This window comes from Agrobacterium sp. MA01 (genome assembly GCF_009650195.1).
Taxonomy (GTDB): Bacteria; Pseudomonadota; Alphaproteobacteria; order Rhizobiales; family Rhizobiaceae; genus Allorhizobium.
In genome coordinates this window covers 1,840,236-1,862,744 of sequence record NZ_CP045854.1, presented here as the reverse complement: position 1 = coordinate 1,862,744, position 22,509 = coordinate 1,840,236, and the positions used below count along the sequence as shown (strand labels likewise).

Genomic DNA, 22,509 nt, shown 5'->3' with positions numbered 1-22,509 from the left:
GATCAGATTTGGCACGGTTACCAAAAAGTGCCTCCTTTATCAATTGCAACATTATAAATAGGACGTTGGTATCGAATGGATACCTACTTGTTGTGACGCTCTGTCTTGCGCTTCCCAATCGGTTCGGTGCCGGCTTGATCTCGCTCGTGAAACCTCAAAAATAGGAATCTTCCATGTCCCTTCTCAGAACCGGCGCGCTTGCGCTCGCGCTCACCTTTTCATCCCTTGCTGGAACCGCAATGGCGCAAGAATCCAACAAGGATTTTGTCGTGAAGGCTGTCACGGAGCTATTTTCCAAGAAGGATCTGACCGCGATCGACCGCTATTGGGCCGACAGCTACATGCAGCGTAACCCGGGTCTTGCCTCGACCAGCGCGGTGCTGAAGGAGGCGCTGAAGGACATGCCGGCCAACATGACCTATGAAATCGGCATGGTGATCGCCGAAGGCGATCTGGTGGCCATCCATGGTCGCTATACCGGTTGGGGACCAACGCCGCTGATCGTCGTGGACATCTACCGCGTCGAGAATGGCAAAATCGCAGAACATTGGGATGTCGGCCAGGACGAGGTGCTGGAAACCGCCTCCGGCCTGCCTATGTTCGAACCGATGAAATGAGCCTGGTGGCGGGGGCTGCGGCCCTCGGCCCACTGCCTTTACGAGCCGGTGGTTGCCGGCTGCGTCAACGACAGGAGACAAACCATGACCGACCAGAACAAGGCCCCCGCCCGCCGCAGGTTTCTGAAATTTGCCGCCATGGTTCCGGCCAGCCTTGGCCTCTCGGTCTCCTGGGCCAAAGCACAGGAGGCCATGATCCCGACCTCTGACGACATGGAGGGCCCCTATTACATCAGCAACACCCCCGTAGTTCGCGATCTGAACCGCTTTGGCAAGCCGGGGGAGGTGATGCGGATCGCAGGCCAGGTGATGAACGCGGCGGCCCCCGATGTGCCGGTTGCTGGCGCAAGGCTCGAACTATGGCAGACGGACGGTCGAGGTCGCTATCACCCGCAAGAAAGCGGGGACTATAGCGATTTTCGCGATGACCAGATCGATCTGCGCGGTACCGTGATCGCTGATTCTCAGGGCCGATTTGATGTTCTTTCGGTCTTTCCGGCTGAATACTGGCCTCGACCGCCGCATATCCATTACTGGATCAAGGCCGAAGGTTTCCGCCCGCTGGTAACCCAGCACTATCTCGACACGGGGCCGGGCACACGGCCGCATCGCACCGCGCGCGTCCTGCGCGACCAGAGACCGGCACTCTATCCGGCACCGACATTTTACATCGAGCCAGTCTAGCCGCCGTGTCACAGACGACGGGATGCAAGGCTTGGTAGTATTCCGATGGCCTTGAGACGTGGGTAAGGTGGTCTAGCGGATAGTGGGCGTAATCGCGTCGCCATAGATTTTCGAGGAGTGGTGAGAGCGCAGGGATTCGAACCCTGGACCTACTGATTAAAAGTCAGTTGCTCTACCGGCTGAGCTACGCTCTCCCGTGCGGTTTTGCGCCGCCTCAAGAAGTGCGCGGAACATAGGCAGGTGACCCCGGCCGGTCAACCGCAAAAATGCAGTTTCGGCAGCAAAATTCAGTCCTGTTGTCGCAGTCTACGCAATGGTGATTGGCAAGCACCGGCTTGCGGGATTAGGAAGGGCCGGTTCGGGTTCCGGAGTTCACAGTGTCGATTGCCGATATTTCCTTTTTCAGCGCGCTTCTGGCCGGAGCCCTGTCGTTCCTTTCGCCCTGCGTGCTGCCGCTGGTGCCGCCGTATCTCTGTTATATGGCCGGTATTTCGGTGGATCAGTTCCGCGACGGAGCCCAGGCTGAAAATGCGGCTGCCCGCCGGACGGTGATGTTGACGGCGCTTGTCTTCACGCTCGGTTTTGCCACCGTCTTCGTCGCGCTCGGTGCCGGTGCCTCGACGATTGGCGGGCTTTTGCGTCAGCACATGGATCTCTTGTCGAAGATCGGCGGCGTTATCATCATCATCATGGGGCTGAACTTCCTCGGCGTCTTCCGCCTCGGGCTGCTTTCCTCGGAATATCGATTCGCAGGCGGGGGAAAGCCCGCAACGCTTTCGGGCGCCTATGTGATGGGTCTCGCTTTCGCCTTCGGTTGGACGCCCTGCATCGGCCCGGTCCTGGGCGCCATCCTCGGGGTTGCGGCCTCGAAGGAGACCGTCGGGGATGGTGCGCTGCTGCTGGCGATCTATTCTCTGGGGCTTGCCGTGCCCTTCTGGATCGCGGCCGGCTTCTCGGGCGCCTTCATGCGGTTTCTCACGCGCTTCCGCCGGCATCTCGGCGTGGTGGAAAAAGCCATGGGCGGGCTGCTGGTGCTGACCGGGCTTGCCTTCATCTTCGGTTATGTCTCCGACATGGCGATCTGGTTTCAGCAGACCTTTCCAATCCTGTCGCAAATCGGCTAAGTCCGGTCTGAACGCATCGTCGCGTTCGGGGGGAGTGAGCCATGGCGGATATCATCGCGCTGGTCTTGCCGTTTTTCGGCCTGATCCTGATCGGCTACGTGTCGGGGAAGCTCGGCGATCATTCCGCCCAGGCGCTCGGCTGGCTGAACTTCTTCGTCATCTACGTCACGCTGCCGGCGCTGTTCTTCAAGCTCGTTTCGCGCACGCCGATCGAACAGCTGACGCGGATCGACTTCATCGCGGCCTGCCTTGCGGCCACCTATTCGATCTTTGTCCTCGTCTTCGTGATCGGCCGCTATGTTCGCGGTAACAACATCGCCGAATCGACCGTCCAGGCGCTGGCGGGCGCCTATGGCAATATCGGTTACATGGGGCCGGGCCTGGCGCTGCTCGCCTTCGGCGAAAAGGCTGCCGTCCCGGTCGCACTCGTCTTCTGCTTCGAGAACGCGGCGCATTTCATTGCCGCCCCCGCCTTGATGGCCTTTGCCGGTGGCGACAAGCGTCCGCCGTTGCAACTGGCGCTCGATGTGGCGAGAAAGATCCTGACCCATCCCTTCATCATCGCGACCTTGGTGGGTTTCGTGGCCGCCGCCTTTGCCTTCGAGCCACCGCTCGCGCTGCAACGCCTGATCGACTACCTCGCTCAGGCGGCGGCCCCTTGCGCTCTGTTTGCCATGGGCGTGACGCTTGCGCTGCGGCCGCTCAAGCGCATTCCCGCCGAGATCGGCTACATCGTGCCGATCAAGCTCGTGCTGCATCCGATCCTGGTCTATGTCGTCCTGAGTTTTGTCGGAAACTTCGACCCGCTCTGGGTCTATACTGCAGTGCTGCTCGCCTCGCTGCCGACGGCCACAAATGTCTTCGTCATCGGCCAGCAATATGGCGTGTGGCAGGAGAGGGCGTCTGCGACGATCCTGATCACCACGGTCATTTCGGTATTCTCGGTGTCGGCGCTGCTGTTCGCCATCACCCAGGGTTACCTACCGGCGGACCTTTTCCCGTAGCAATGACGGCAGGTTCTTCAGTCCACGCCCGGGCGCCACGCCTTCCTGCATGACGAGATTGCGCAGTGGGCCGACGCTCGCCAGCACCTGGAGGCCGGCCGCCCGCAGCATCTGAACGGGTAGCAGGCCCGACAGCAGCGATCGGTTGAGAAGATCGACGCTTGCCGTTCGGCTTGCGATGTCAAGCCGGCGCTTGCGGTCGAAGCGGTCGCCCGCGTCCGCCGCAATCGGTGAAGAACTGGGGTCGAGCAGAATGTCTTCCAGGGCTGCGATGTCGCGCAGGCTGAGGTTCAAGCCCTGGGCACCGATCGGCGGGAAAGCGTGACCGGCTTCGCCGATGAAGGCGGAGCGGCCCTTGCCATACTGACGGGCCGTCATGCCCGAGAGGGGCCAGGCCTGGACGCCGTCCTCCACCTGAACCTTGCCCAACATGGACTGCATGCGCGCCTCGACTTCGGCCGAGAGTTGATCCGGTGACTGCGAGATCATCCTGTCGGCTTCCTGCGGCGGCAGGACCCAGACGAGGCTCGAGCGCAGGCCGGGCAGTGGGACCTGGGTGAACGGACCCGATTCGGTGTGGAACTCCGTCGAGACGTTCTGGTGCGGCAGGCTGTGGATGAAGTTCATCACCACGGCCGTTTGCGGGTAGGACCAGGTTTTCACGCCGACGCCTGCACTTTCGCGGGTCTTGGAGCGGCGGCCGTCCGCTCCGATCGCAAAGCCGGCGGTGATTGCGTCTTCACCCTGAATGCCGATGGTGACCGCTTCTGCGTCGATATGGATGGTCTCGGCCGCCAAGGCGCGGCGGGTAATCAGCGGCTCGGCCGCGACCGCCTTTGCCAGCGTTTGCAGCAGTGCGGAATTCGGAACGTTGTAGCCGAAGGCGTCGAGCCCGATTTCCGCGCTCCGGAATGCCACTGTCGGTGCGCGCAAGAGGCGCCGTGTGCCATCGACGATCTGCATGACGGTGAGGGCGGCGGCGGTCTCTTTCAACTCCTGCCAGAGACCAAGGCGTTCGATCATCGCCAGCGACTGGTCCATGAGGGCCGTAGTGCGCCGGTCCGAGCCGTTGGGTTCCGGTCCGACGAGTACGACGCGGCGACCGCCGCGGGCCATGGCAAGGGCGGCAATCTGTCCGGCGGGGCCGGCGCCGATCACGGCAATGTCGAATTCGTAGCTCATGGTGAAGGTCCCGATTGGCATCTTGTGACGTTATCTAGAGCCGCCGCACGGTAAAATCCATGGGCCGAAATGGCGCATGCTCCTGGCGGGTCACGGGCGAAATCCGGGCATAGACCGCCACTTGTGTTGCAATGCGCGCCATTTCGTCCGATACCGTTTCCTCCGAAGTGCCGCCGACTGGAGCAGGGATGAAGATCTTTAATTACAAGCGTGTGCCCTATGCCGAAATCCGTGCCTTTTCGGTTCATATGCTCACTGCTTCCGGATCCTTCCTGGCCTTTCTGGGTGTCGTTGCTGCAGCCGAGAACCGCTTCATCGACATGTTCTGGTGGCTGGGGCTTGCACTTGTCGTGGACGGCATCGACGGACCGATCGCCCGCAAGGTGCGCGTCAAGGAAGTCCTGCCGAACTGGTCCGGCGATACGCTCGACAATATAATCGACTATGTCACCTATGTGCTTTTGCCGGCCTTTGCGCTCTATCAGAGCGGCATGATCGGCGAACCCTGGTCCTTCGTTGCTGCCGGACTGATCGTGGTGTCGAGTGCCATCTATTACGCAGACATGGGCATGAAGACGGATGAATATTTCTTTTCCGGCTTCCCGGTCGTCTGGAATATGCTGATCTTCACGCTCTTCGTGATCGATGCGAGCGCCACCACGGCCCTGATCGCGGTGCTCGTTTCTGTTGTCCTGACCTTCCTTCCGATCTTCTTCCTGCACCCCGTGCGTGTGAAACGGCTACGCAATCTCAACATGGCGGTTTTCCTGCTGTGGTGCGCTTTCGGCGGTTATGCACTCCTCCTGCATTTCCAGTCGCCTCCCTGGGTCGTCTGGGGCATGATCCTGACCGGGATCTACCTGTATGTCATCGGCGGCGTGTTGCAGTTTTTCCCGGCCCTCGGACGTCGGGGCTGATCCGACAGGTGATGCCTGGGCAAAACCAAAAAAAACTTTTGCCTATATATTGTGCGCTGCCGCAAACAGGTTATGAATTGAGCGGTGGACCGGGCGCAAGACCCGGCCGACGCGCATGAGAGTGCAAGGGGGACCTGTGCCGCATCAACCGCCCGAGGGCGAAAAGCCGCTTTTGACCGTGCGGGGGCTGACGAAGCTGTTCGGCAGCTTCAAGGCCTGCGACGACATCGACCTCGACATCGGCCATGGTGAGATCCATGCGCTTCTCGGCGAGAATGGCGCCGGCAAGTCGACCCTGGTGAAGATGCTCTTCGGCATTCTCGCACCGTCTGCCGGCACCATTGGATGGGAAGGCCAGGAGAGGATCATCCCCAATCCCGCCGCCGCCCGCCGTCTCGGCATCGGCATGGTTTTTCAGCACTTTTCTTTGTTCGAGGCGCTGACCGTCGCGGAAAACATTGCGCTCTCGCTCGACGAGAAGATCTCCATCTCCGAACTTTCGAAGAAGGCCGCCGAACTTTCGGTCGCCTACGGACTGCCGCTTGATCCGGGCGCACATGTCGCCGATCTCTCGGTCGGCGAGCGCCAGCGCATCGAAATCGTCCGCGCACTGCTGCAGAACCCCAAACTCATTATCCTCGACGAGCCGACTTCGGTGCTGACGCCGCAAGAGGCAGACAAGCTGTTCGAGACGCTGTTCAAGCTGAAGGCCGAGGGGCGCTCTGTCCTCTATATCAGCCACCGTCTTGAGGAAGTGCAGCGCATTTGTGATCGTGCGACCGTGCTTCGTCACGGCAAGGTCACGGGCGCCTGCGATCCGCGCCAGGAGACCCCGGCCTCGCTCGCCCGCATGATGGTCGGTGCCGATGTCGCCGGTGTCGAGAAAGTCGAGCCGCCCGCAGACGGTGCCGTCCAGTTGCAGGTCACCGATCTCTCGGTAAACCCGCGCACGCCCTTTGCCATGCCGCTCAAGAATGTCTCGATGACGGTGAGGGCAGGCGAGATCCTGGCGATCGCCGGTGTTGCCGGCAATGGTCAGAGCGAACTGTTCGACGCACTCTCCGGCGAATACCCGGTCCAGAGCCCCGATGCGATCCGGTTGCGTGGCAAGTCGGTCGGCCGTTTGGGGATCAACGAGCGCCGCTTGCTCGGCGGCGGCTTCGTGCCCGAAGAGCGTCACGGCCATGCTGCCATTCCCGCCATGAGCCTGTCCGAGAACCTTTTCCTGTCGCGCAACGCGTCTGACCGGAGCGCCTATCTCTCGGGCGGCAAGATCGGCCTCATCCGCCATGGCCTCGTCCAGCAGGCCGCACGGCGGATCTCAGAAATGATGGACGTGCGCAAAAGCGGTGACGATCCGGCAGCCGGTTCGCTGTCCGGCGGCAACCTGCAGAAATTCATCGTCGGCCGCGAACTCGATCGCCAGCCTTCCGTGCTCGTCGTCAATCAGCCGACATGGGGCGTGGATGCAGGTGCTGCTAGCCGCATCCGCCAGGCGCTAGTCGATCTCGCGAAGTCGGGTTCGGCAGTCGTCGTCATCAGCCAGGACCTCGACGAGATCTTCGAAGTGGCGACTTCGATTGCCGCCATCTCGGAAGGCAGGCTGTCCGACGCTTATCCCGCCTCGACCATGACCCGCGAACGCATCGGTATCCTGATGGGCGGCGTCCACGGTGTCCAGACTGCCCCGGAGGCGGCCCATGCGCATTGAACTTGAACGCCGCTCCCGCCAGTCGAACCTCTTTGCCATCGTCTCGCCGCTTCTGGCATTGGCATTGACCGTCTTTTTCGGCGGCATCATGTTCGCGCTGCTCGGCAAGGACCCCGTTTCTGCATTGTTCAGCTTCTTCATCGAGCCGCTGCTCGAGGTCTGGTCGCTGCATGAGCTCGCGGTCAAAGCCGCACCGCTGATCCTGATCGGCGTCGGCCTGTCCGTCTGTTATCGCTCGAACAACTGGAATATCGGCGCCGAAGGCCAGTTCATCGCCGGTGCGATCGTCGGCTCCATCCTGCCGATCACCTTCTATGAGTGGACCTCGCCGCTGCTTCTGCCGCTGATGCTGGTGATGGGCGCGATCGGTGGTGCAGCCTATGCCGCCATCCCGGCACTGTTGAAGACCCGCTTCAACACCAATGAGATCCTGACCAGCCTGATGCTGGTCTATATCGCGCAGCTTCTCCTCGACTGGTTGACCCGCGGCATTTGGAAGGATCCGGCGGGCTACAACTTCCCACAGTCGCGGTCCTTTGTGTCCGAAGCCGTATTGCCGGAAATCCTGTCGTCCGGCCGCGCCCATCTCGGCATCATCTTTGCGCTGATTGCCGCCGTCGCCGTCTGGTTCATGATGCGCTACACGCTAAAGGGCTTTCAGGTCGTGGTGCTCGGCCAGTCCGAACGGGCAGGGCGCTTTGCCGGCTTCTCGTCCCGCAAGATGGTCTGGTTTTCGATGATGTTCTCCGGCGCGCTCGCAGGCCTCGCTGGCATCTCGGAAGTCTCCGGTTCGATCGGGCACCTGCAGCCGACCATTTCCCCGGGTTACGGTTTCACCGCGATTATCGTCGCCTTCCTCGGCCGCCTCAATCCGCTCGGCATCATCGCCTCCGGCTTCGTGCTGGCGCTCACCTATCTCGGCGGCGAGGGTGCGCAGCTGTCGATCGGTGTGTCCGACAAGGTGACCCGCGTATTCCAGGGGCTGCTGCTCTTCTTCGTACTCTCCTGCGACACCCTCATTCTCTATAAAGTGCGCCTCGTATTCGATCGCGCCCGCAACACTGCGTCGAAGGGTGCGTGACGATGTTTGAAGCCATCCTTCTGACCATCATCACGGCATCCACACCTCTGGTCATCGCCGCTATGGGTGAGCTGGTCGCGGAGCGCTCCGGTGTGCTGAACCTCGGCGTCGAAGGCATGATGATCATCGGCGCTGTCTGCGCCTTCATCGCGACGAACCTGACCGGCTCACCCTATGTCGGCGTTCTCGCAGGGATCGCGACCGGCGCGGCCTTCTCGCTGCTCTTTGGTTTCCTGACGCTCACCCTCGTCGCCAACCAGGTGGCGACCGGTCTGGCACTCACCATCCTCGGCCTTGGCGTCTCCGGCATGATCGGCGAAAGCGTGGTTGGTGTGCCCGGCGTGAAGATGCAGCCGATCGTCATTCCGCTTCTGTCGGACATTCCTGTAATCGGCCCCATCCTCTTCGCCCAGGACCTGTTTTTCTACCTTTCCATTCTGCTGGTTGCCGGCGTGAACTGGTATCTGTTCAAGAGCCGCTCGGGCCTCAAGCTGCGCGCGATCGGCGACAGCCACGGCTCGGCGCATACGCTCGGGCTACCCGTCATCCGGACGCGCTATCTGGCGGTGATGTTCGGCGGCGCTTGTGCCGGTCTTGCCGGTGCGCAGCTGTCGCTGGTGTATACGCCGCAATGGGTGGAGAACATGTCCGCCGGCCGCGGCTGGATCGCGCTCGCGCTCGTCGTCTTCGCCGCATGGCGGCCCTGGCGGGTTCTTGCCGGCGGCTACCTCTTCGGTGCCGTGACCATCGGGCAGCTGCATGCGCAAGCACTCGGCATCGGTCTGCCCTCGCAATTTCTGTCCGCGCTGCCCTATGCGGCGACCATTGTCGTGCTGATCATAATCTCCCATAATCGCCGCACGACGCTGATCAACACGCCGGCCTGCCTCGGCAAGCCGTTCGTGCCGGATAGATAATCAAAACAAAAGCTTTAACCTAACCAGACAGGGGTACATCATGAAAAACATCCTCCTCGCGCTTGCCGCATCGGCAGCCGCAATCGTCGGCGTCGCGGCACCCGCCGCCGCTCAGGACAAGACGAAGATCTGCTTCGTCCACGTCGGCTCGAAGACCGACGGTGGCTGGACCCAGGCGCACGATATCGGCCGCCAGGAGCTTCAGGCTCATTTCGGCGACAAGATCGAAACGCCTTACCTCGAAAACGTGCCGGAAGGTCCGGATGCCGAGCGCGCCATCGAGCGCATGGCCCGTTCCGGCTGCGCCCTGGTCTACACGACTTCCTTCGGCTTCATGGATGCCACGCTCAAGGTCGCCGAGAAGTTTCCGGACGTGAAGTTCGAACACGCCACCGGCTACAAGACTGCAGACAATGTCGCGACCTACAATTCACGCTTCTATGAAGGCCGCTTCATCAACGGTCAGATCGCCGGCAAGATGTCGAAGACCGGTGTCGCCGGTTACATCGCTTCCTTCCCGATCCCGGAAGTCGTCGCCGGCATCAACGCCTTCCTGCACGGCGCGCGCACCGTCAACCCGGAATTCAAGCTGAAGGTCATCTGGGTCAACACCTGGTTCGACCCCGGCAAGGAAGCCGATGCCGCAAAGGCGCTGTTTGACCAGGGCGTGGACATTCTGACCCAGCACACCGACACGACGGCTCCGATGCAGGTTGCCGAAGAACGTGGGATGAAGGCCTTCGGTCAGGCCTCCGACATGATCGCCGCCGGCCCGACTGCGCAGCTCAGCGCCATCGTCGACACCTGGGCGCCCTACTACATCAAGCGCACCCAGGCTGTTCTCGACGGCACATGGAGCTCGGCGCAGACTTTCGACGGTCTCGTCGACGGCATTCTGTCGATGGCGCCCTATACCAACATGCCCGATGACGTGAAGGCCATGGCCATGGACACTGAAGCCAAGATCAAGTCCGGCGAACTGAAGCCCTTCACCGGTCCGCTCAACAAGCAGGACGGCTCCGTCTGGTTGGCGGAAGGTGAGTCGGCTGACTACGGCACCATCCTCGGCATGAACTTCTACATTGAAGGTGTAGACGACAAGCTGCCGCAGTAATCTGCGACTTGCGGAAATGGAAAGAGCGCCTTTGGGCGCTCTTTCTTGTTTAGGATTCCTAAAATTGCAGGATTACTCAGATAGCGCCTTCACCCGCATTGGCCTTTCGTATAACTACCCCAGCAAATAAGTCGGGGTGTGAGTCAGGATGCGGAAGGAAGAGGTTCGGGAACTGAAGGTCGTTTCCAATCTTCGGACGAGCCATGCGAAGGTGGTCGAGCAACTCGGCCTTGCGATCGTCGGGGGTCGATTTGGCATCGGCGAACCCTTGCCTGGGGATGCTGAACTGGAGGCTCAGTTCGATGTGTCGCGGTCCGTGCTGCGCGAGGCGATGAAGACGCTGACCGCCAAAGGTCTGGTGGTTGCCAAATCGCGTGTCGGGACACGGGTGACTGACCGCTGTCACTGGAACCTTGTCGATGAAGACGTGCTGCGCTGGCATTTCCGGACGGGCGTCACACACGAGTTCATCGATCATCTCTATGACGTCCGCATGGTCCTGGAGCCGGCATCGGCTGCGTTCGCGGCGCTGCGCGCTTCGGCGGCGGACTGTGCGGAACTGCGTCATTACGCCATGCTCCTGGGTTCCAACGAACTCGACTGGCAGGGCCAGGTGGAGGCAGACTTACGCTTCCACGTTCTTTTGACCCTCGTCGGGGCCAACCCGTTTCTCGAAAGCATGGTCGGTTTCATAAAGGCCTCGCTCGACGGCGCCTTCACCATGGCCTTCGATCCTGAACTTGCCGGCCGCGGGGAGGCGATCAGCGAGCTTCATCTGGCCATCGTCGATGCGATCGAGCAAGGCGATGCCGAGACTGCGCGGGCCGCCACCGAACGGGCGATCGAGCAGGGGCGTGCGGCAGCGCTGAAGGCGGTCGAGAACTCCCAGAAGCGCAGCTAGTTCTCCGAACACTTGCGGGCGGCACCTGCTGGTATTAGTGAGGAGCGCCATTCTCAGCTTGGAGCCATCCATGAACCGTACCTGTCTCGCCGTCGTTCTCGCTGCTGGTGACAGCACCCGCATGAAGTCGTCGATGTCGAAGGTGCTGCATCCGGTGGGTGGGCGTCCGATGATCGCGCATGTCATGGCATCGATCGCCGCGTCTGGTGTGTCTGATGTGGCGCTGGTTCTCGGTCGCGATGCCGACAAGGTTGAAAAGGCAGCCTCGATCGAAGGGCTTGCGGTCGCAGGCGTGTTGCAGACCGAGCGCCTCGGTACGGGGCACGCCGTTCTGATGGCCAAGGAGGCGATCGCCCGCGGCTATGACGAGATCCTCGTTGCCTATGGCGATGTGCCGCTGATCACTGCTGCACCGCTGAAAGCTGCCCGCGAAGCGCTTGCCGGCGGTGCCGATGTCGCCGTCATCGGTTTTCATACGGCCAATCCGACAGGTTATGGCCGTTTGCTGGTCGAAAATGGCGAGTTGGTCGCCATCCGCGAGGAAAAGGATGCGACCGAGGCCGAGCGCGCCGTGACCTGGTGCAACAGTGGATTGATGGCGATCGACGGCAAGAAGGCTCTCGATCTCCTCTCCCGGATCGGCAACCAGAACGCCAAGGGTGAGTATTATCTGACCGACCTCGTCGAGATTGCCCGGTCCTTGGGTGGCAAGGCTGTCGCCGTGGACGCGCCGGAGAGTGAACTGACCGGCTGCAACAATCGCGCCGAGCTCGCCGTCATCGAGCGCCTCTGGCAGGAGCGCCGTCGCCACGAGCTGATGGTTTCGGGCGTGACGATGATCGCACCTGAGACGGTCTTCCTGAGCCACGACACGGTCATCGGACAAGATGCGCTGATCGAGCCGAACGTCGTCTTCGGTCCCGGGGTCACCGTCGAGGGCGGTGCCATCATCCATGCCTTCTCGCATCTCGAAGGCGCCCATGTGGCTGCTGGCGCGACCGTGGGCCCCTTTGCCCGCCTGCGTCCCGGCGCCAACCTTGCCCAAGGCTCGAAGGTTGGCAATTTCTGCGAAGTGAAGAAGGCCGAGATCGGCCGCGGCGCCAAGGTCAACCACCTGACCTATATCGGCGACGCCGTCGTTGGCGCCGAGACCAATATCGGCGCTGGCACCATCACCTGCAACTATGATGGCGTGAACAAGTTTGAGACGCATATCGGGGCCGGGGCCTTCATCGGTTCCAATTCGTCGCTGGTGGCCCCGGTGAAGATCGGCGATGGCGCGCTCATCGCGTCCGGCAGCGTAATCACCGAGGATGTACCCGCCGATGCACTCGCCTTTGGCCGTGCTCGCCAGGAGATGAAGCCGGGCCGCGCCGCAGTGATCCGCGAACGCAATCTGGCAATCAAGGCCGCCAAGAAGTCCGGCAAGTAAGAGCGCTAAAACAAACTTCACCGCTTGTTATGCTGCGTTGCATTACGAGACGAAATGCAATTTGACCTCACGCACAATTGCCTATTGCGGTGGAACCGCTAGGAAAAGCCGCGTGGTTGATACGAAACGGAGAATTTCATGTGCGGCATCGTTGGCATTGTCGGTAACAAGCCCGTAGCGGAGCGTCTGGTCGACGCCTTGAAGCGGCTCGAATATCGCGGCTATGATTCCGCCGGTGTGGCCACCATCAACGACGGCAAGCTCGACCGCCGCCGCGCTGAAGGCAAGCTCTTCAATCTTGAGACGAAGCTCGCAGGCGATCCGCTGCCCGGCAATATCGGCATTGCCCACACCCGCTGGGCAACCCATGGCGTGCCGAACGAAACGAACGCGCATCCGCATTTCGTCGAGGGCGTGGCGGTCGTTCACAACGGCATCATCGAGAATTTCTCCGAGATCAAGGAAGAACTCGCTGCCGAAGGTGCCGTCTTTGCCACCCAGACCGACACCGAAGTCGTCGCCCAGTTGCTCGCCAAGTATCGCCGCCAGGGTCTTGGCCGCCGCGAAGCCATGCACGAGATGCTGCGCCATGTGACCGGCGCCTATGCGCTTGCCGTCATCTTCCAAGACGATCCCTCGACCATCATGGCGGCCCGTTCCGGCCCGCCACTGGCGATCGGCTTTGGCGATGGCGAGATGTTCCTCGGCTCGGATGCCATTGCGCTCTCGCCCTTCACCAACCGCATCGCCTATCTCCACGACGGCGACTGGGCTGTCATCGGCAAGCAGGGCGCCCACATCTTCGACGTGGACGGCAATCCGATCGAACGCCCGGTGCAGATCTCCTCGGCGTCGGCCTACATGATCGACAAGGGCAATCATCGCCACTTCATGGAGAAGGAGATCTACGAGCAGCCGGAGGTGATCTCCCACGCCCTGTCGCATTATGTCGACTTCGGCAACCACACCGTCCGCGACGCCGCGAATGAGATCGACTTCGCCAATCTGCGTGGCCTCGCCATCTCCGCCTGCGGTACCGCCTATCTGGCTGGCCTCGTCGGCAAATACTGGTTTGAGCGTTATGCCCGCCTGCCGGTCGAGATCGATGTCGCCTCGGAATTCCGCTACCGCGAAATGCCGCTTTCGAAGGACCAGGCGGCCCTTTTCATTTCGCAGTCCGGTGAAACGGCCGATACGCTGGCGTCGCTGCGCTACTGCCGCGACAACGGGTTGAAGATCGGCGCCGTCGTCAACGTCAAGGAATCGACGATCGCCCGCGAATCGGATGCCGTCTTCCCGATCCTGGCTGGCCCGGAGATCGGAGTCGCGTCCACCAAGGCCTTCACCTGCCAGCTCGCCGTGCTCGCCTCGCTGGCGCTCGCCGCCGGTCGTGCCCGTGGCACGATTGATGAGACGGAAGAAAGGCAGCTGGTGAAGAGCCTGGCCGAAATGCCGCGCATCATGAGCCAGGTGCTGAACGCGGTTCAGCCGCAGATCGAGGCTCTCTCGCGCGATCTCTCCAAGTTCAAGGACGTGCTCTATCTCGGCCGTGGCACCAGCTATCCGCTGGCGCTCGAAGGCGCGCTGAAGCTCAAGGAAATCTCTTATATCCACGCCGAAGGTTATGCCGCCGGCGAGCTGAAGCATGGCCCGATCGCCCTGATCGACGAGAACATGCCTGTGATCGTCATTGCACCTTTCGACCGCTTCTTCGAGAAGACCGTGTCGAACATGCAGGAGGTGGCCGCCCGGGGCGGCAAGATCATCTTCATCACCGACGAGAAGGGCGCTGCCGCCTCGAAGCTTGAGACAATGGCAACCATCGTGCTGCCCGTCGTCGCCGAGATCATCTCCCCGATGGTCTATTCCATCCCGATCCAGCTGCTCGCCTATCACACGGCCGTCTTCATGGGCACCGACGTCGACCAGCCGCGCAACCTCGCCAAGTCCGTCACGGTCGAGTGATCCGCGATCGGGGCAGTCCGCTGCCCCAATTCTTGCTCTTGCGCCATAGGTGTCACTCCGGCATTGTCCGCAGCGTTACGGCACTGCACAATGACGGTGGGCATGAGCGAAGGTTCTGACAGGATTTCGATGGCGACCCGGCTCAGGAACAACTTCCTGACTGGTCTGATCATCTGCGCGCCGATGACGATCACCATCTATCTGACCTGGACCTTCATCCGCTGGGCAGACAGCTGGGTGAAGCCCTATTTGCCGGATCGATACAACCCGGAAGCCTATCTCACCTTTGCGATACCGGGGACCGGGCTTCTCATCGCCATCCTCTTCATCACGCTCGTCGGCTTTCTCGGCCGCAACCTGATCGGCCGCTCGATCGTCTCCTACAGCGAGAACATCCTGAACCGGATGCCGCTGGTGCGTACCGTCTACAAGAGCACCAAGCAGATCTTCGAGACCGTGCTGAAAGAGCAGGGCAATTCCTTCAAGAAGGTCGGCCTGATCGAGTTTCCGCGCGCCGGGACCTGGGCGCTGGTCTTCGTTTCGACGGATGCCAAGGGAGAGATTGCCGCGAAGCTCAACCAGGACGGCGAGGAAATGGTGGCGGTCTTCCTCGCGCCGACCCCTGTTCCCACAGCCGGCTTCCTGATGTTCGTGCCGCGCAGCAAACTGATGCTGCTCGATATGAGTCCGGAAGAGGGGGTTAAACTCTTGATCTCGGCCGGCCTGGTCACGCCGGACTACAAGCCGACCGTCGCGGACGCCATGGCGGCATTTCAGGACCTCGCGGCGGACGATCCGATCGAGCCGCCCAAGCGTGCCGGCCGTTCCTGAACACGTCTTTCCTCACCCCGCATGCAGGAAGCGGATCGCCTCGTCGCGGCGATGCAGATAAAGCAGCGTTCTGACGGCTTCTCCGCGCTCCGACGTGAGTTCGGGGTCCCGCTCCAGCAGATAGGCCGCATCCTTGCGGGCGATCTCCAGCAGGTCGCCATGATGTTCAAGGCTGGCTATCTTGAAGCCTGGCGTGCCCGACTGCCGTGTGCCGAGAAGCTCGCCTTCGCCCCGGAGCTTCAGATCCTCTTCGGCGATCAGGAAGCCATCTTCCGAATCGCGCAGGATCGACAGCCGCGCCTTACCCGTTTCGCCGAGTGGTCCCTTGTAGAGCAGGATGCAGCTTGAGGCCTCGTCACCACGGCCCACACGGCCGCGCAACTGGTGTAGCTGGGCAAGCCCGAATCGTTCGGCATGTTCGATCACCATGATCGTCGCATCGGGCACGTCGACGCCGACTTCGACAACCGTCGTTGCGACCAGCAGCCGCGTCTCGCCATTCTTGAAGGCGAGCATGGCGGCATCCTTCTCCGGTCCGGCCATGCGTCCATGCACCAGCCCGATCGGCGCCTTGATGAACTGCGCCAGCACTGCTTGCCGCTCTTCGGCCGACATCAGTTCGCTTTCTTCGGTCTCTTCCACCAGCGGGCAGATCCAATAGGCCTTCTTGCCCTCCGCAATGGCCGAGCGGAGCCGTTCGATGACGTCAGGCACGCGCTCGGTTGGGACCGTCACCGTCTGGATCGGCTTGCGGCCGGCCGGTTTCTCGGTGAGTTTGGAGACATCCATGTCGCCGAAGGCGGCGAGCACCAGCGTGCGCGGGATCGGCGTTGCCGTCATCACCAGCATATGTGGGGAGATGCCCTTGGAGGTCAGCCGCAGACGCTGATGCACACCGAAGCGATGCTGTTCGTCGACCACGGCGAGCGTCAGGTTCTTGTAGCTGACGGCATCCTGGAAGAGCGCGTGCGTGCCGATAACGATCTGCGCTTCGCCGGATGCGATGCGCTCCAGGATTGCTTCACGCTCCTTGCCCTTAGTGCGCCCGGTCAGGACCTCGATCTTCAGACCGGCCGGCGCGCCGAGCTTGGCAAGTGTTGCATGATGCTGCCGCGCCAGGATCTCCGTCGGCGCCATCAGCACGGCCTGTCCGCCGGCCTCAACGGCTGCTGCCATCGCAAACAACGCCACCAGCGTCTTGCCAGCACCGACGTCGCCCTGGACGAGCCGCAGCATGCGCTGGTCCGTCGCCATGTCCTTCAGGATGTCGTCGATCGCCGCCACCTGGCTGTTGGTCGGCGTGAAGGGGAGGGTGGCGCGGATCTTTCCGCTGATCTCACCCGTCGGCTTGACCGGCACGCCCGGCACCCGACGGAGCTTCTGCCGCACCAAGGCGAGCGACACCTGGCCGGCGAGGAATTCGTCATAGGCGAGCCTGCGTCTCGCCGGCGCCTGCGGGTCGATGTCCTTCTCGTCGCGCGGATTGTGAAGCGTCACCAGGCTTTCACGCACGCTGGCGAAGCCCTGTTTCGTGGCAAGCGGCGCATCCGCCCATTCCGGCAGATCCGGCATACGCTCGACAGCAGCTTCGACCGCCTTGCGCAGCACCTTGGGTCCAAGCCCCGCCGTCAGCGGATAGACCGGCTCGACCAGCGGAAGGTTTTCCGCCTCGCTCGCCTTCACCATCAGGTCGGGATGCACCATCGAGGGGCGACCGTTGAACCAGTCGACCTTGCCCGAAACCATGACGATTTCGTCGACGGGCAATGCCTTTTCGAGCCAGTTGCCCTTGACCCGGAAGAAGGTGAGCGCCAGTTCCCCCGTCTCGTCATGCAGCATCACGCGGTAGGGCAGGTTGCTCTTGCCCTTAGGCGGCGGCAGATGTCGGTCGACACGGCCGGTTATCGTTACCAGCGAGCCCTGTTGGGCGTAGGCGATGCCCGGCTGGTGGCGCCGGTCGATCAGCCGGTGTGGCGCGAGGAAGAGCAGGTCGACGACGCGTGCGTCCTCGGCATCCTCGCGCCCGAGCAGTGTGGCGAGAAGCTGGGCAAGTTTGGGGCCGACTCCGCTGAGCGAAGCCACGGAGGCAAAGAGGGGATCGAGAAGATGGGGACGCATGATGGGGGCAAAATGCCTCGCAAAATGCCTGTTTGGCAAGCTGACATTTGCCGGTCGCTGCTCTATAGAACGCCAAGAATTGGAAGGATGCCAAGATGACTGGACTGGTGAAAAGCAGTGCCGACCTCGATCCGCGCCGTCGGCGCATCCTGTTCCGCTGCTGGCATCGCGGTATCCGCGAGATGGACCTGATGCTTGGCCAGTTCTGCGAGGCCCATATCAGCGAGCTCTCTGATGAGGAGCTCGACGAGCTGGAGCGCATCATGGTCGAAGAGGACAACGATCTCGTCCGCTACATCACTGGTGCCGATCCCGTGCCGGCCCATCTCCAGACACCACTCTTCGAACGCATAGCCGCCCTGCGCCCGGATTTCTCACCGGTGACCGGCGAAGAAACCGCTGCAAAGTAACTGATATGTCCCTGATCGATGTGAAGCGGATTGTCGGCGCGCAATCCGCGCTGACGCTTTCCCATGTACCCGACGGCATGGATGCCTTCATCCTCGCCGAACTGGCGCGTGAGGGGAAACCTGTCGCCTATGTGGTATCTGACGGGCAGCGGCTGCAGAACCTCGAGCAGACACTGAGTTTCGGAGCACCGGACATTCCGGTGCTGAGCCTGCCGGCCTGGGATTGTCTGCCTTACGACCGTGTCTCGCCGTCCGCTGATGTTTCGGCCCGGCGATTGGCGGCACTGTCGGGCTTGATTGCACTCTATCTCAATCCGCATCCGGCAATCGTGCTGGTGACGGTCAATGCCATGCTGCAGAAGGTGGCACCGGCTGATGTCATCGACAGCCTCGGCTTTTCAGCGAAGCCCGGCAACCAGGTGCGCATGGACGACATTGCCGCACGTCTGGAGCGCAACGGTTTCGACCGCGTCGCAACGGTCCGCGAGGTCGGCGAATTCGCCGTGCGCGGTGGCATTCTCGATGTTTTCGTGCCTGGTGCGGAAGAGCCTGTTCGCCTCGATTTCTTCGGTGACACACTCGAAAGCATCCGCTCCTTCGATCCGGCAAGCCAGCGGACGATCGCGCAGGTCCGTTCGCTTGATCTCAACCCGATGAGCGAGGTGACGCTGACGCCGGAGAGCATCAGCCGTTTTCGCAAGAACTATCTCTCGCTCTTTGGAGCCGCGACCCGCGACGATGCACTCTATGCCGCCGTCTCGGAGGGGCGCCGGTATGCCGGCATGGAACATTGGCTCCCGATGTTCTACGACAAGCTGGAAACCACCTTCGATTATCTGCGCGGCTTCCGTATGGTCACCGACCATACGGTGCGTGAGGCAGCGGAAGAACGCACCAAGCTGATCCGCGACTATTACGAGGCGCGCCTCAACTCGGCGACCCCCGGCAAGGGCCATCTCGCCCAGGGAACGCCCTACAAGCCGGTTCCGCCGGAGCGGCTCTATCTCGGCGCTGGCGAATTCGGCAAGGCGCTCGACGCCTTCGATCCGATCCGCATCACGCCCTTTGCCGAAGCCAGTGGCGAGAGCCGCAAGGTGATCGAGGTCGAGGCACGACCAACACCGCGCTGGGCGAAGTCTGCCAATGAGGCGAGCAGCGAAGAAGGCAATCGTGCCAACGTCTTCGGCCAGGCCGTCACCTATATCGCTGACAAGCGCGCCGCCGGCTCCAAGGTAGTGGTGTCCGGTTGGTCGGAGGGCTCGCTCGATCGCCTTCTGCAGGTGCTGAACGAGCACGGCCTGGAGCGGCTGGTGCCGGTCTCAGCACTTAAAGATGTCGACAAGCTGAAGAAGGGGGAGGCAGGCACCGCCGTTCTCAGCCTCGAAGGTGGCTTCGAGACGAACAATCTCGTCATTATCGGCGAACAGGACATTCTCGGCGACCGCATGGTCCGCCGCTCCAAGCGCCGCAAGAGGGCCGCTGATTTCATCTCGGAAGTGGCTGGTATCGATGAAGGCTCGATCGTTGTGCATGCCGAACACGGCATCGGCCGCTTCGTCGGCCTGCGCACCATCGAGGCCGCGGGTGCCCCGCATGCCTGCCTCGAACTGCGTTACGCCGACGACGCCAAGCTCTTCCTGCCGGTCGAAAACATCGATCTGCTCTCCCGTTACGGCGGCGAGGCGACCGAGGTGCAGCTCGACAAGTTGGGCGGCGGCGCCTGGCAGATGCGCAAGGCCAAGCTCAAGAAGCGCCTGCTCGACATGGCGGGTGCCTTGATCCGCATCGCCGCCGAACGCATGACCCGCACGGCACCCGTGCTCACCACCCAGGAAGGCCTCTACGACGAATTCGCCGCCCGTTTCCCCTATGACGAGACGGAAGACCAGGAAACCGCTATCGAATCCGTCCGCTCGGACCTCGGCGCCGGCCGCCCCATGGACCGCCTCGTCTGCGGCGACGTTGGTTTCGGCAAGACGGAAGTGGCGCTTCGCGCTGCCTTCATCGCCGCGATGAACGGCATCCAGGTGGCCGTCGTCGTGCCGACCACGCTCTTGGCACGCCAGCATTTCAAGACCTTCTCCGAACGCTTCCGGGGGCTGCCGATCCGCGTCCAGCAGGCCTCGCGCCTCGTCGGCACGAAGGAGCTGAACCTCGTCAAGAAGGAAGTGGCAGACGGCAAAACCGACATCGTTGTCGGTACCCATGCGCTGCTCGGCACCGGGGTCAATTTCGCCAATCTGGGGCTGCTTATCATCGACGAGGAGCAGCATTTCGGCGTCAAGCACAAGGAGCGCCTGAAGGAGCTCAAGTCGGACGTGCACGTCCTGACGCTTTCGGCCACGCCCATCCCGCGGACGCTGCAGCTTGCCATGACCGGCGTGCGCGAACTCTCGCTGATCACCACGCCGCCGGTCGACCGCATGGCGGTCCGCACCTTCATCTCGCCCTTCGATCCGCTTGTGATCCGCGAGACCCTGATGCGCGAGCATTATCGCGGCGGACAAAGCTTTTATGTCTGCCCGCGTCTCGCCGATCTCGCGGATGTGAAAAGCTTCCTCGACGAGAACGTGCCGGAGCTGAAGGTGGCGATCGCCCATGGCCAGATGGCCGCCGGTGAGCTCGAAGACATCATGAACGCCTTCTACGAGGGCCGCTACGATGTGCTTCTTTCGACGACCATTGTCGAATCCGGCCTCGACGTTCCCACGGCCAACACGCTGATCGTCCACCGTGCCGACATGTTCGGTCTCGCCCAGCTCTACCAGATCCGTGGCCGCGTCGGTCGCTCCAAGGTCCGCGCCTTTGCGCTGCTGACGCTGCCGGTCAACAAGGTGCTGACGGCGGGTGCCGAACGGCGTCTGAAGGTCCTGCAGTCGCTCGATACGCTGGGCGCAGGCTTCCAGCTCGCCAGCCACGATCTGGATATCCGCGGCGCCGGCAATCTGCTCGGCGAGGAGCAGTCCGGCCACATCAAGGAAGTCGGCTTTGAACTCTACCAGCAGATGCTGGAAGAGGCGGTTGCCGAGGTGAAGGGTGTCGATGAAGTGGTCGATACCGGCTGGTCGCCGCAGATCCAGGTCGGCACCTCGGTCATGATCCCGGAAAACTACGTGCCGGACCTGCATCTGCGCATGGCACTCTATCGCCGCCTCGGCGAATTGGACGACCTCAGAGAGATCGATGGATTCGGCGCCGAATTGATCGACCGCTTCGGTCCGATGCCGATCGAGGTTCAGCACCTGCTCAAGGTCGTCTACATCAAGGCGCTGTGCCGCACGGCCAATGTCGAAAAGCTGGAAGCAGGCCCCAAGGGTGTCGTCGTTCAGTTCCGCGGCAAACAGTTCCCCAATCCGGCAGCGCTGGTCGGCTATATCGCCAAGCAGGGCAGCATGGCGAAAATCAGGGCGGACCACTCGGTGTTCCTCACCCGCGACCTCCCGACGCCGGAAAAGCGGTTGGCAGGGGCTGCAGTGGTGATGACGCAGCTGGCGGAGTTGGCGAAGGCTGGCTGAGCAAATGGAAGGGGGCCGTTAAGGCCCCGCCTCATTCAAGTGTCGGATTGGTCCGGCTTGATCGCCAGCGCCGCATCCGTCTTGCCGGCTACCGGTGGCGGGAGCGGCGTGTCGCGCTTGCGCTCGCGGATCAGCGTCAGGAGCCCTGACCCGACGATCAGCACGATGCCGATGCCCATCGGCCAGTCGACCTTGTCGCCGAAGACGAGGTAGCCCAGCAGGATGGCCCAGAGCATCTGGCTGTACTGGATCGGTCCGACGATCGGGGCGGGGGCATAAAACGACGCCAGCATCATGAAGATGTTGCCGACGGCGGCGAGCAGGCCAAAGGCGGCAAGCAGCATCAGGTCATAACGGTTGGGTGCCTGGAAATCCGGCAGAGAGAAGGCAGCACAGATGATCACGCTGCCGAGCAGGCCCGCGCCGTAGAGCGAGATGTTCTTCTCCTGCGGGCCCATGGCGCGGAAGATGATGATCGTGACGGCGCCGGCAAAGCCCGAAATCAGCGCTGCCAGATGTCCGATTTCCAACTCGCGAAAGCCCGGTCTCAAGACCACCAGTACGCCGAGAAAGCCGATCAACACGGCGGCCCAGCGCTTCATGCCCACCTCTTCCTTGAGGAAGATCACCGACATGATCGTCGCAAAGCTCGGCAGCAGGAAGATCAGGCAGAAAGCTTCCGCCATCGACAGCTGGGTAAAGGCAATGATGCTGCCGACCGTGCCCACGGCAGAACAGACGAAACGCAGGCCCCAGAGCGGCCAGTTCGTGCTGCGCACCAGATCCGTATAGCGGTCGCCGCGCTTCATCAGGAAGGGGATTGCCAGGAAGCCGAACAGGCTACCGATGAAACCTGCCTCGAAGGCGGGTACGCGCCCTTCCACCAGCTTCACGGCGGCATCGCTGAAGGAATAGGCGGCAAAGCAGATGAAGGCGAAGAAGACGCCTTTGAGGGTCGTGTCGGATGACAAGGTCATGATCCCGGG

General features: G+C 62.1%; 18 protein-coding genes and 1 tRNA gene. 15 read left to right on the top strand and 4 right to left on the bottom strand.

Features of this window, described 5'->3' with window-relative positions:
* Positions 1 to 173: 173 nt before the first annotated feature.
* Together GH983_RS09090 and GH983_RS09085 are read left to right on the top strand one after the other, a co-directional pair.
* A complete protein-coding gene (locus tag GH983_RS09090) occupies positions 174 to 617 on the top strand; it encodes a nuclear transport factor 2 family protein (RefSeq protein ID WP_069041328.1) in 444 nt (147 codons plus the stop codon).
* A gap of 84 nt (positions 618 to 701) precedes the next feature.
* On the top strand, positions 702 to 1,301 hold the full coding sequence (locus GH983_RS09085) for a twin-arginine translocation signal domain-containing protein (RefSeq protein ID WP_153762220.1): 600 nt from the start codon (positions 702 to 704) through the stop codon (positions 1,299 to 1,301).
* Positions 1,302 to 1,419: 118 nt separating this feature from the next.
* On the opposite strand, the gene GH983_RS09080 is transcribed toward GH983_RS09085, so the two are convergent.
* Positions 1,420 to 1,495 (bottom strand) — tRNA-Lys (locus tag GH983_RS09080).
* A gap of 183 nt (positions 1,496 to 1,678) precedes the next feature.
* Here GH983_RS09080 and GH983_RS09075 point away from each other — a divergent pair.
* Positions 1,679 to 2,425: a cytochrome c biogenesis CcdA family protein gene (locus tag GH983_RS09075; protein ID WP_054151323.1), complete on the top strand. Its 747-nt coding sequence runs from the start codon at positions 1,679 to 1,681 to the stop codon at positions 2,423 to 2,425.
* Between the two features lie 41 nt (positions 2,426 to 2,466).
* A complete protein-coding gene (locus GH983_RS09070; RefSeq protein WP_153762219.1) occupies positions 2,467 to 3,429 on the top strand; it encodes an AEC family transporter in 963 nt (320 codons plus the stop codon).
* Here the strand turns inward: GH983_RS09070 and GH983_RS09065 are convergent.
* On the bottom strand, positions 3,406 to 4,611 hold the full coding sequence (locus tag GH983_RS09065) for a UbiH/UbiF family hydroxylase (RefSeq protein ID WP_153762218.1): 1,206 nt from the start codon (positions 4,609 to 4,611) through the stop codon (positions 3,406 to 3,408). The two genes, GH983_RS09070 and GH983_RS09065, sit on opposite strands and share 24 nt — an antisense overlap.
* 188 nt (positions 4,612 to 4,799) lie before the next feature.
* Here GH983_RS09065 and pcsA point away from each other — a divergent pair, with 188 nt between their 5' ends.
* The 9 genes from pcsA (at position 4,800) to GH983_RS09020 (ending at position 15,480) form a co-directional block, all read left to right on the top strand.
* Complete coding sequence (gene pcsA, locus GH983_RS09060; protein ID WP_153762217.1) at positions 4,800 to 5,528, top strand: phosphatidylcholine synthase; 729 nt, start codon at positions 4,800 to 4,802, stop codon at positions 5,526 to 5,528.
* Positions 5,529 to 5,643: 115 nt separating this feature from the next.
* Positions 5,644 to 7,239: an ABC transporter ATP-binding protein gene (locus tag GH983_RS09055; RefSeq protein ID WP_153762216.1), complete on the top strand. Its 1,596-nt coding sequence runs from the start codon at positions 5,644 to 5,646 to the stop codon at positions 7,237 to 7,239.
* Positions 7,229 to 8,320 (top strand): ABC transporter permease, encoded by a 1,092-nt coding sequence (locus GH983_RS09050; RefSeq protein WP_153762215.1) that lies wholly within the window; start codon positions 7,229 to 7,231, stop codon positions 8,318 to 8,320. Before GH983_RS09055 ends, GH983_RS09050 begins: the two co-directional genes overlap by 11 nt.
* Positions 8,317 to 9,237 carry an ABC transporter permease gene (locus GH983_RS09045; protein WP_153762214.1) on the top strand — a complete coding sequence of 307 codons (921 nt, stop codon included), beginning with the start codon at positions 8,317 to 8,319 and terminating at the stop codon, positions 9,235 to 9,237. The genes GH983_RS09050 and GH983_RS09045 overlap by 4 nt, the downstream gene beginning before the upstream one ends.
* Before the next feature lie 40 nt (positions 9,238 to 9,277).
* The gene (locus GH983_RS09040; RefSeq protein WP_153762213.1) at positions 9,278 to 10,351 is read left to right on the top strand and encodes a BMP family ABC transporter substrate-binding protein; all 1,074 of its coding nucleotides are present in this window, start codon (positions 9,278 to 9,280) and stop codon (positions 10,349 to 10,351) included.
* 148 nt (positions 10,352 to 10,499) lie between these two features.
* Positions 10,500 to 11,252 (top strand): FadR/GntR family transcriptional regulator, encoded by a 753-nt coding sequence (locus GH983_RS09035; protein ID WP_153762212.1) that lies wholly within the window; start codon positions 10,500 to 10,502, stop codon positions 11,250 to 11,252.
* Between the two features lie 70 nt (positions 11,253 to 11,322).
* Positions 11,323 to 12,684, top strand: a complete 1,362-nt coding sequence (glmU, locus tag GH983_RS09030) for a bifunctional UDP-N-acetylglucosamine diphosphorylase/glucosamine-1-phosphate N-acetyltransferase GlmU (protein WP_153762211.1) — start codon at positions 11,323 to 11,325, stop codon at positions 12,682 to 12,684.
* A gap of 138 nt (positions 12,685 to 12,822) precedes the next feature.
* Positions 12,823 to 14,649, top strand: a complete 1,827-nt coding sequence (gene glmS, locus GH983_RS09025; protein WP_153762210.1) for a glutamine--fructose-6-phosphate transaminase (isomerizing) — start codon at positions 12,823 to 12,825, stop codon at positions 14,647 to 14,649.
* A 102-nt stretch (positions 14,650 to 14,751) separates the two neighbouring features.
* Complete coding sequence (locus GH983_RS09020) at positions 14,752 to 15,480, top strand: DUF502 domain-containing protein (protein WP_246727534.1); 729 nt, start codon at positions 14,752 to 14,754, stop codon at positions 15,478 to 15,480.
* Between the two features lie 12 nt (positions 15,481 to 15,492).
* Here GH983_RS09020 and recG read toward each other — a convergent pair whose 3' ends face one another.
* Positions 15,493 to 17,598, bottom strand: coding sequence for an ATP-dependent DNA helicase RecG (gene recG / locus GH983_RS09015; RefSeq protein ID WP_069041349.1), 2,106 nt, complete (start codon positions 17,596 to 17,598; stop codon positions 15,493 to 15,495).
* A 95-nt stretch (positions 17,599 to 17,693) separates the two neighbouring features.
* On the opposite strand from recG, the gene GH983_RS09010 reads away from it, so the two are divergent.
* Both GH983_RS09010 and mfd read left to right on the top strand, forming a co-directional pair.
* Positions 17,694 to 18,008, top strand: a complete 315-nt coding sequence (locus GH983_RS09010; RefSeq protein ID WP_054149205.1) for a succinate dehydrogenase assembly factor 2 — start codon at positions 17,694 to 17,696, stop codon at positions 18,006 to 18,008.
* 5 nt (positions 18,009 to 18,013) lie between these two features.
* Positions 18,014 to 21,523, top strand: coding sequence for a transcription-repair coupling factor (gene mfd / locus GH983_RS09005; protein ID WP_153762208.1), 3,510 nt, complete (start codon positions 18,014 to 18,016; stop codon positions 21,521 to 21,523).
* A 35-nt stretch (positions 21,524 to 21,558) separates the two neighbouring features.
* Here the strand turns inward: mfd and GH983_RS09000 are convergent, their stop codons facing one another.
* Positions 21,559 to 22,500: a DMT family transporter gene (locus GH983_RS09000; RefSeq protein ID WP_153762207.1), complete on the bottom strand. Its 942-nt coding sequence runs from the start codon at positions 22,498 to 22,500 to the stop codon at positions 21,559 to 21,561.
* Positions 22,501 to 22,509 lie beyond the last annotated feature (9 nt).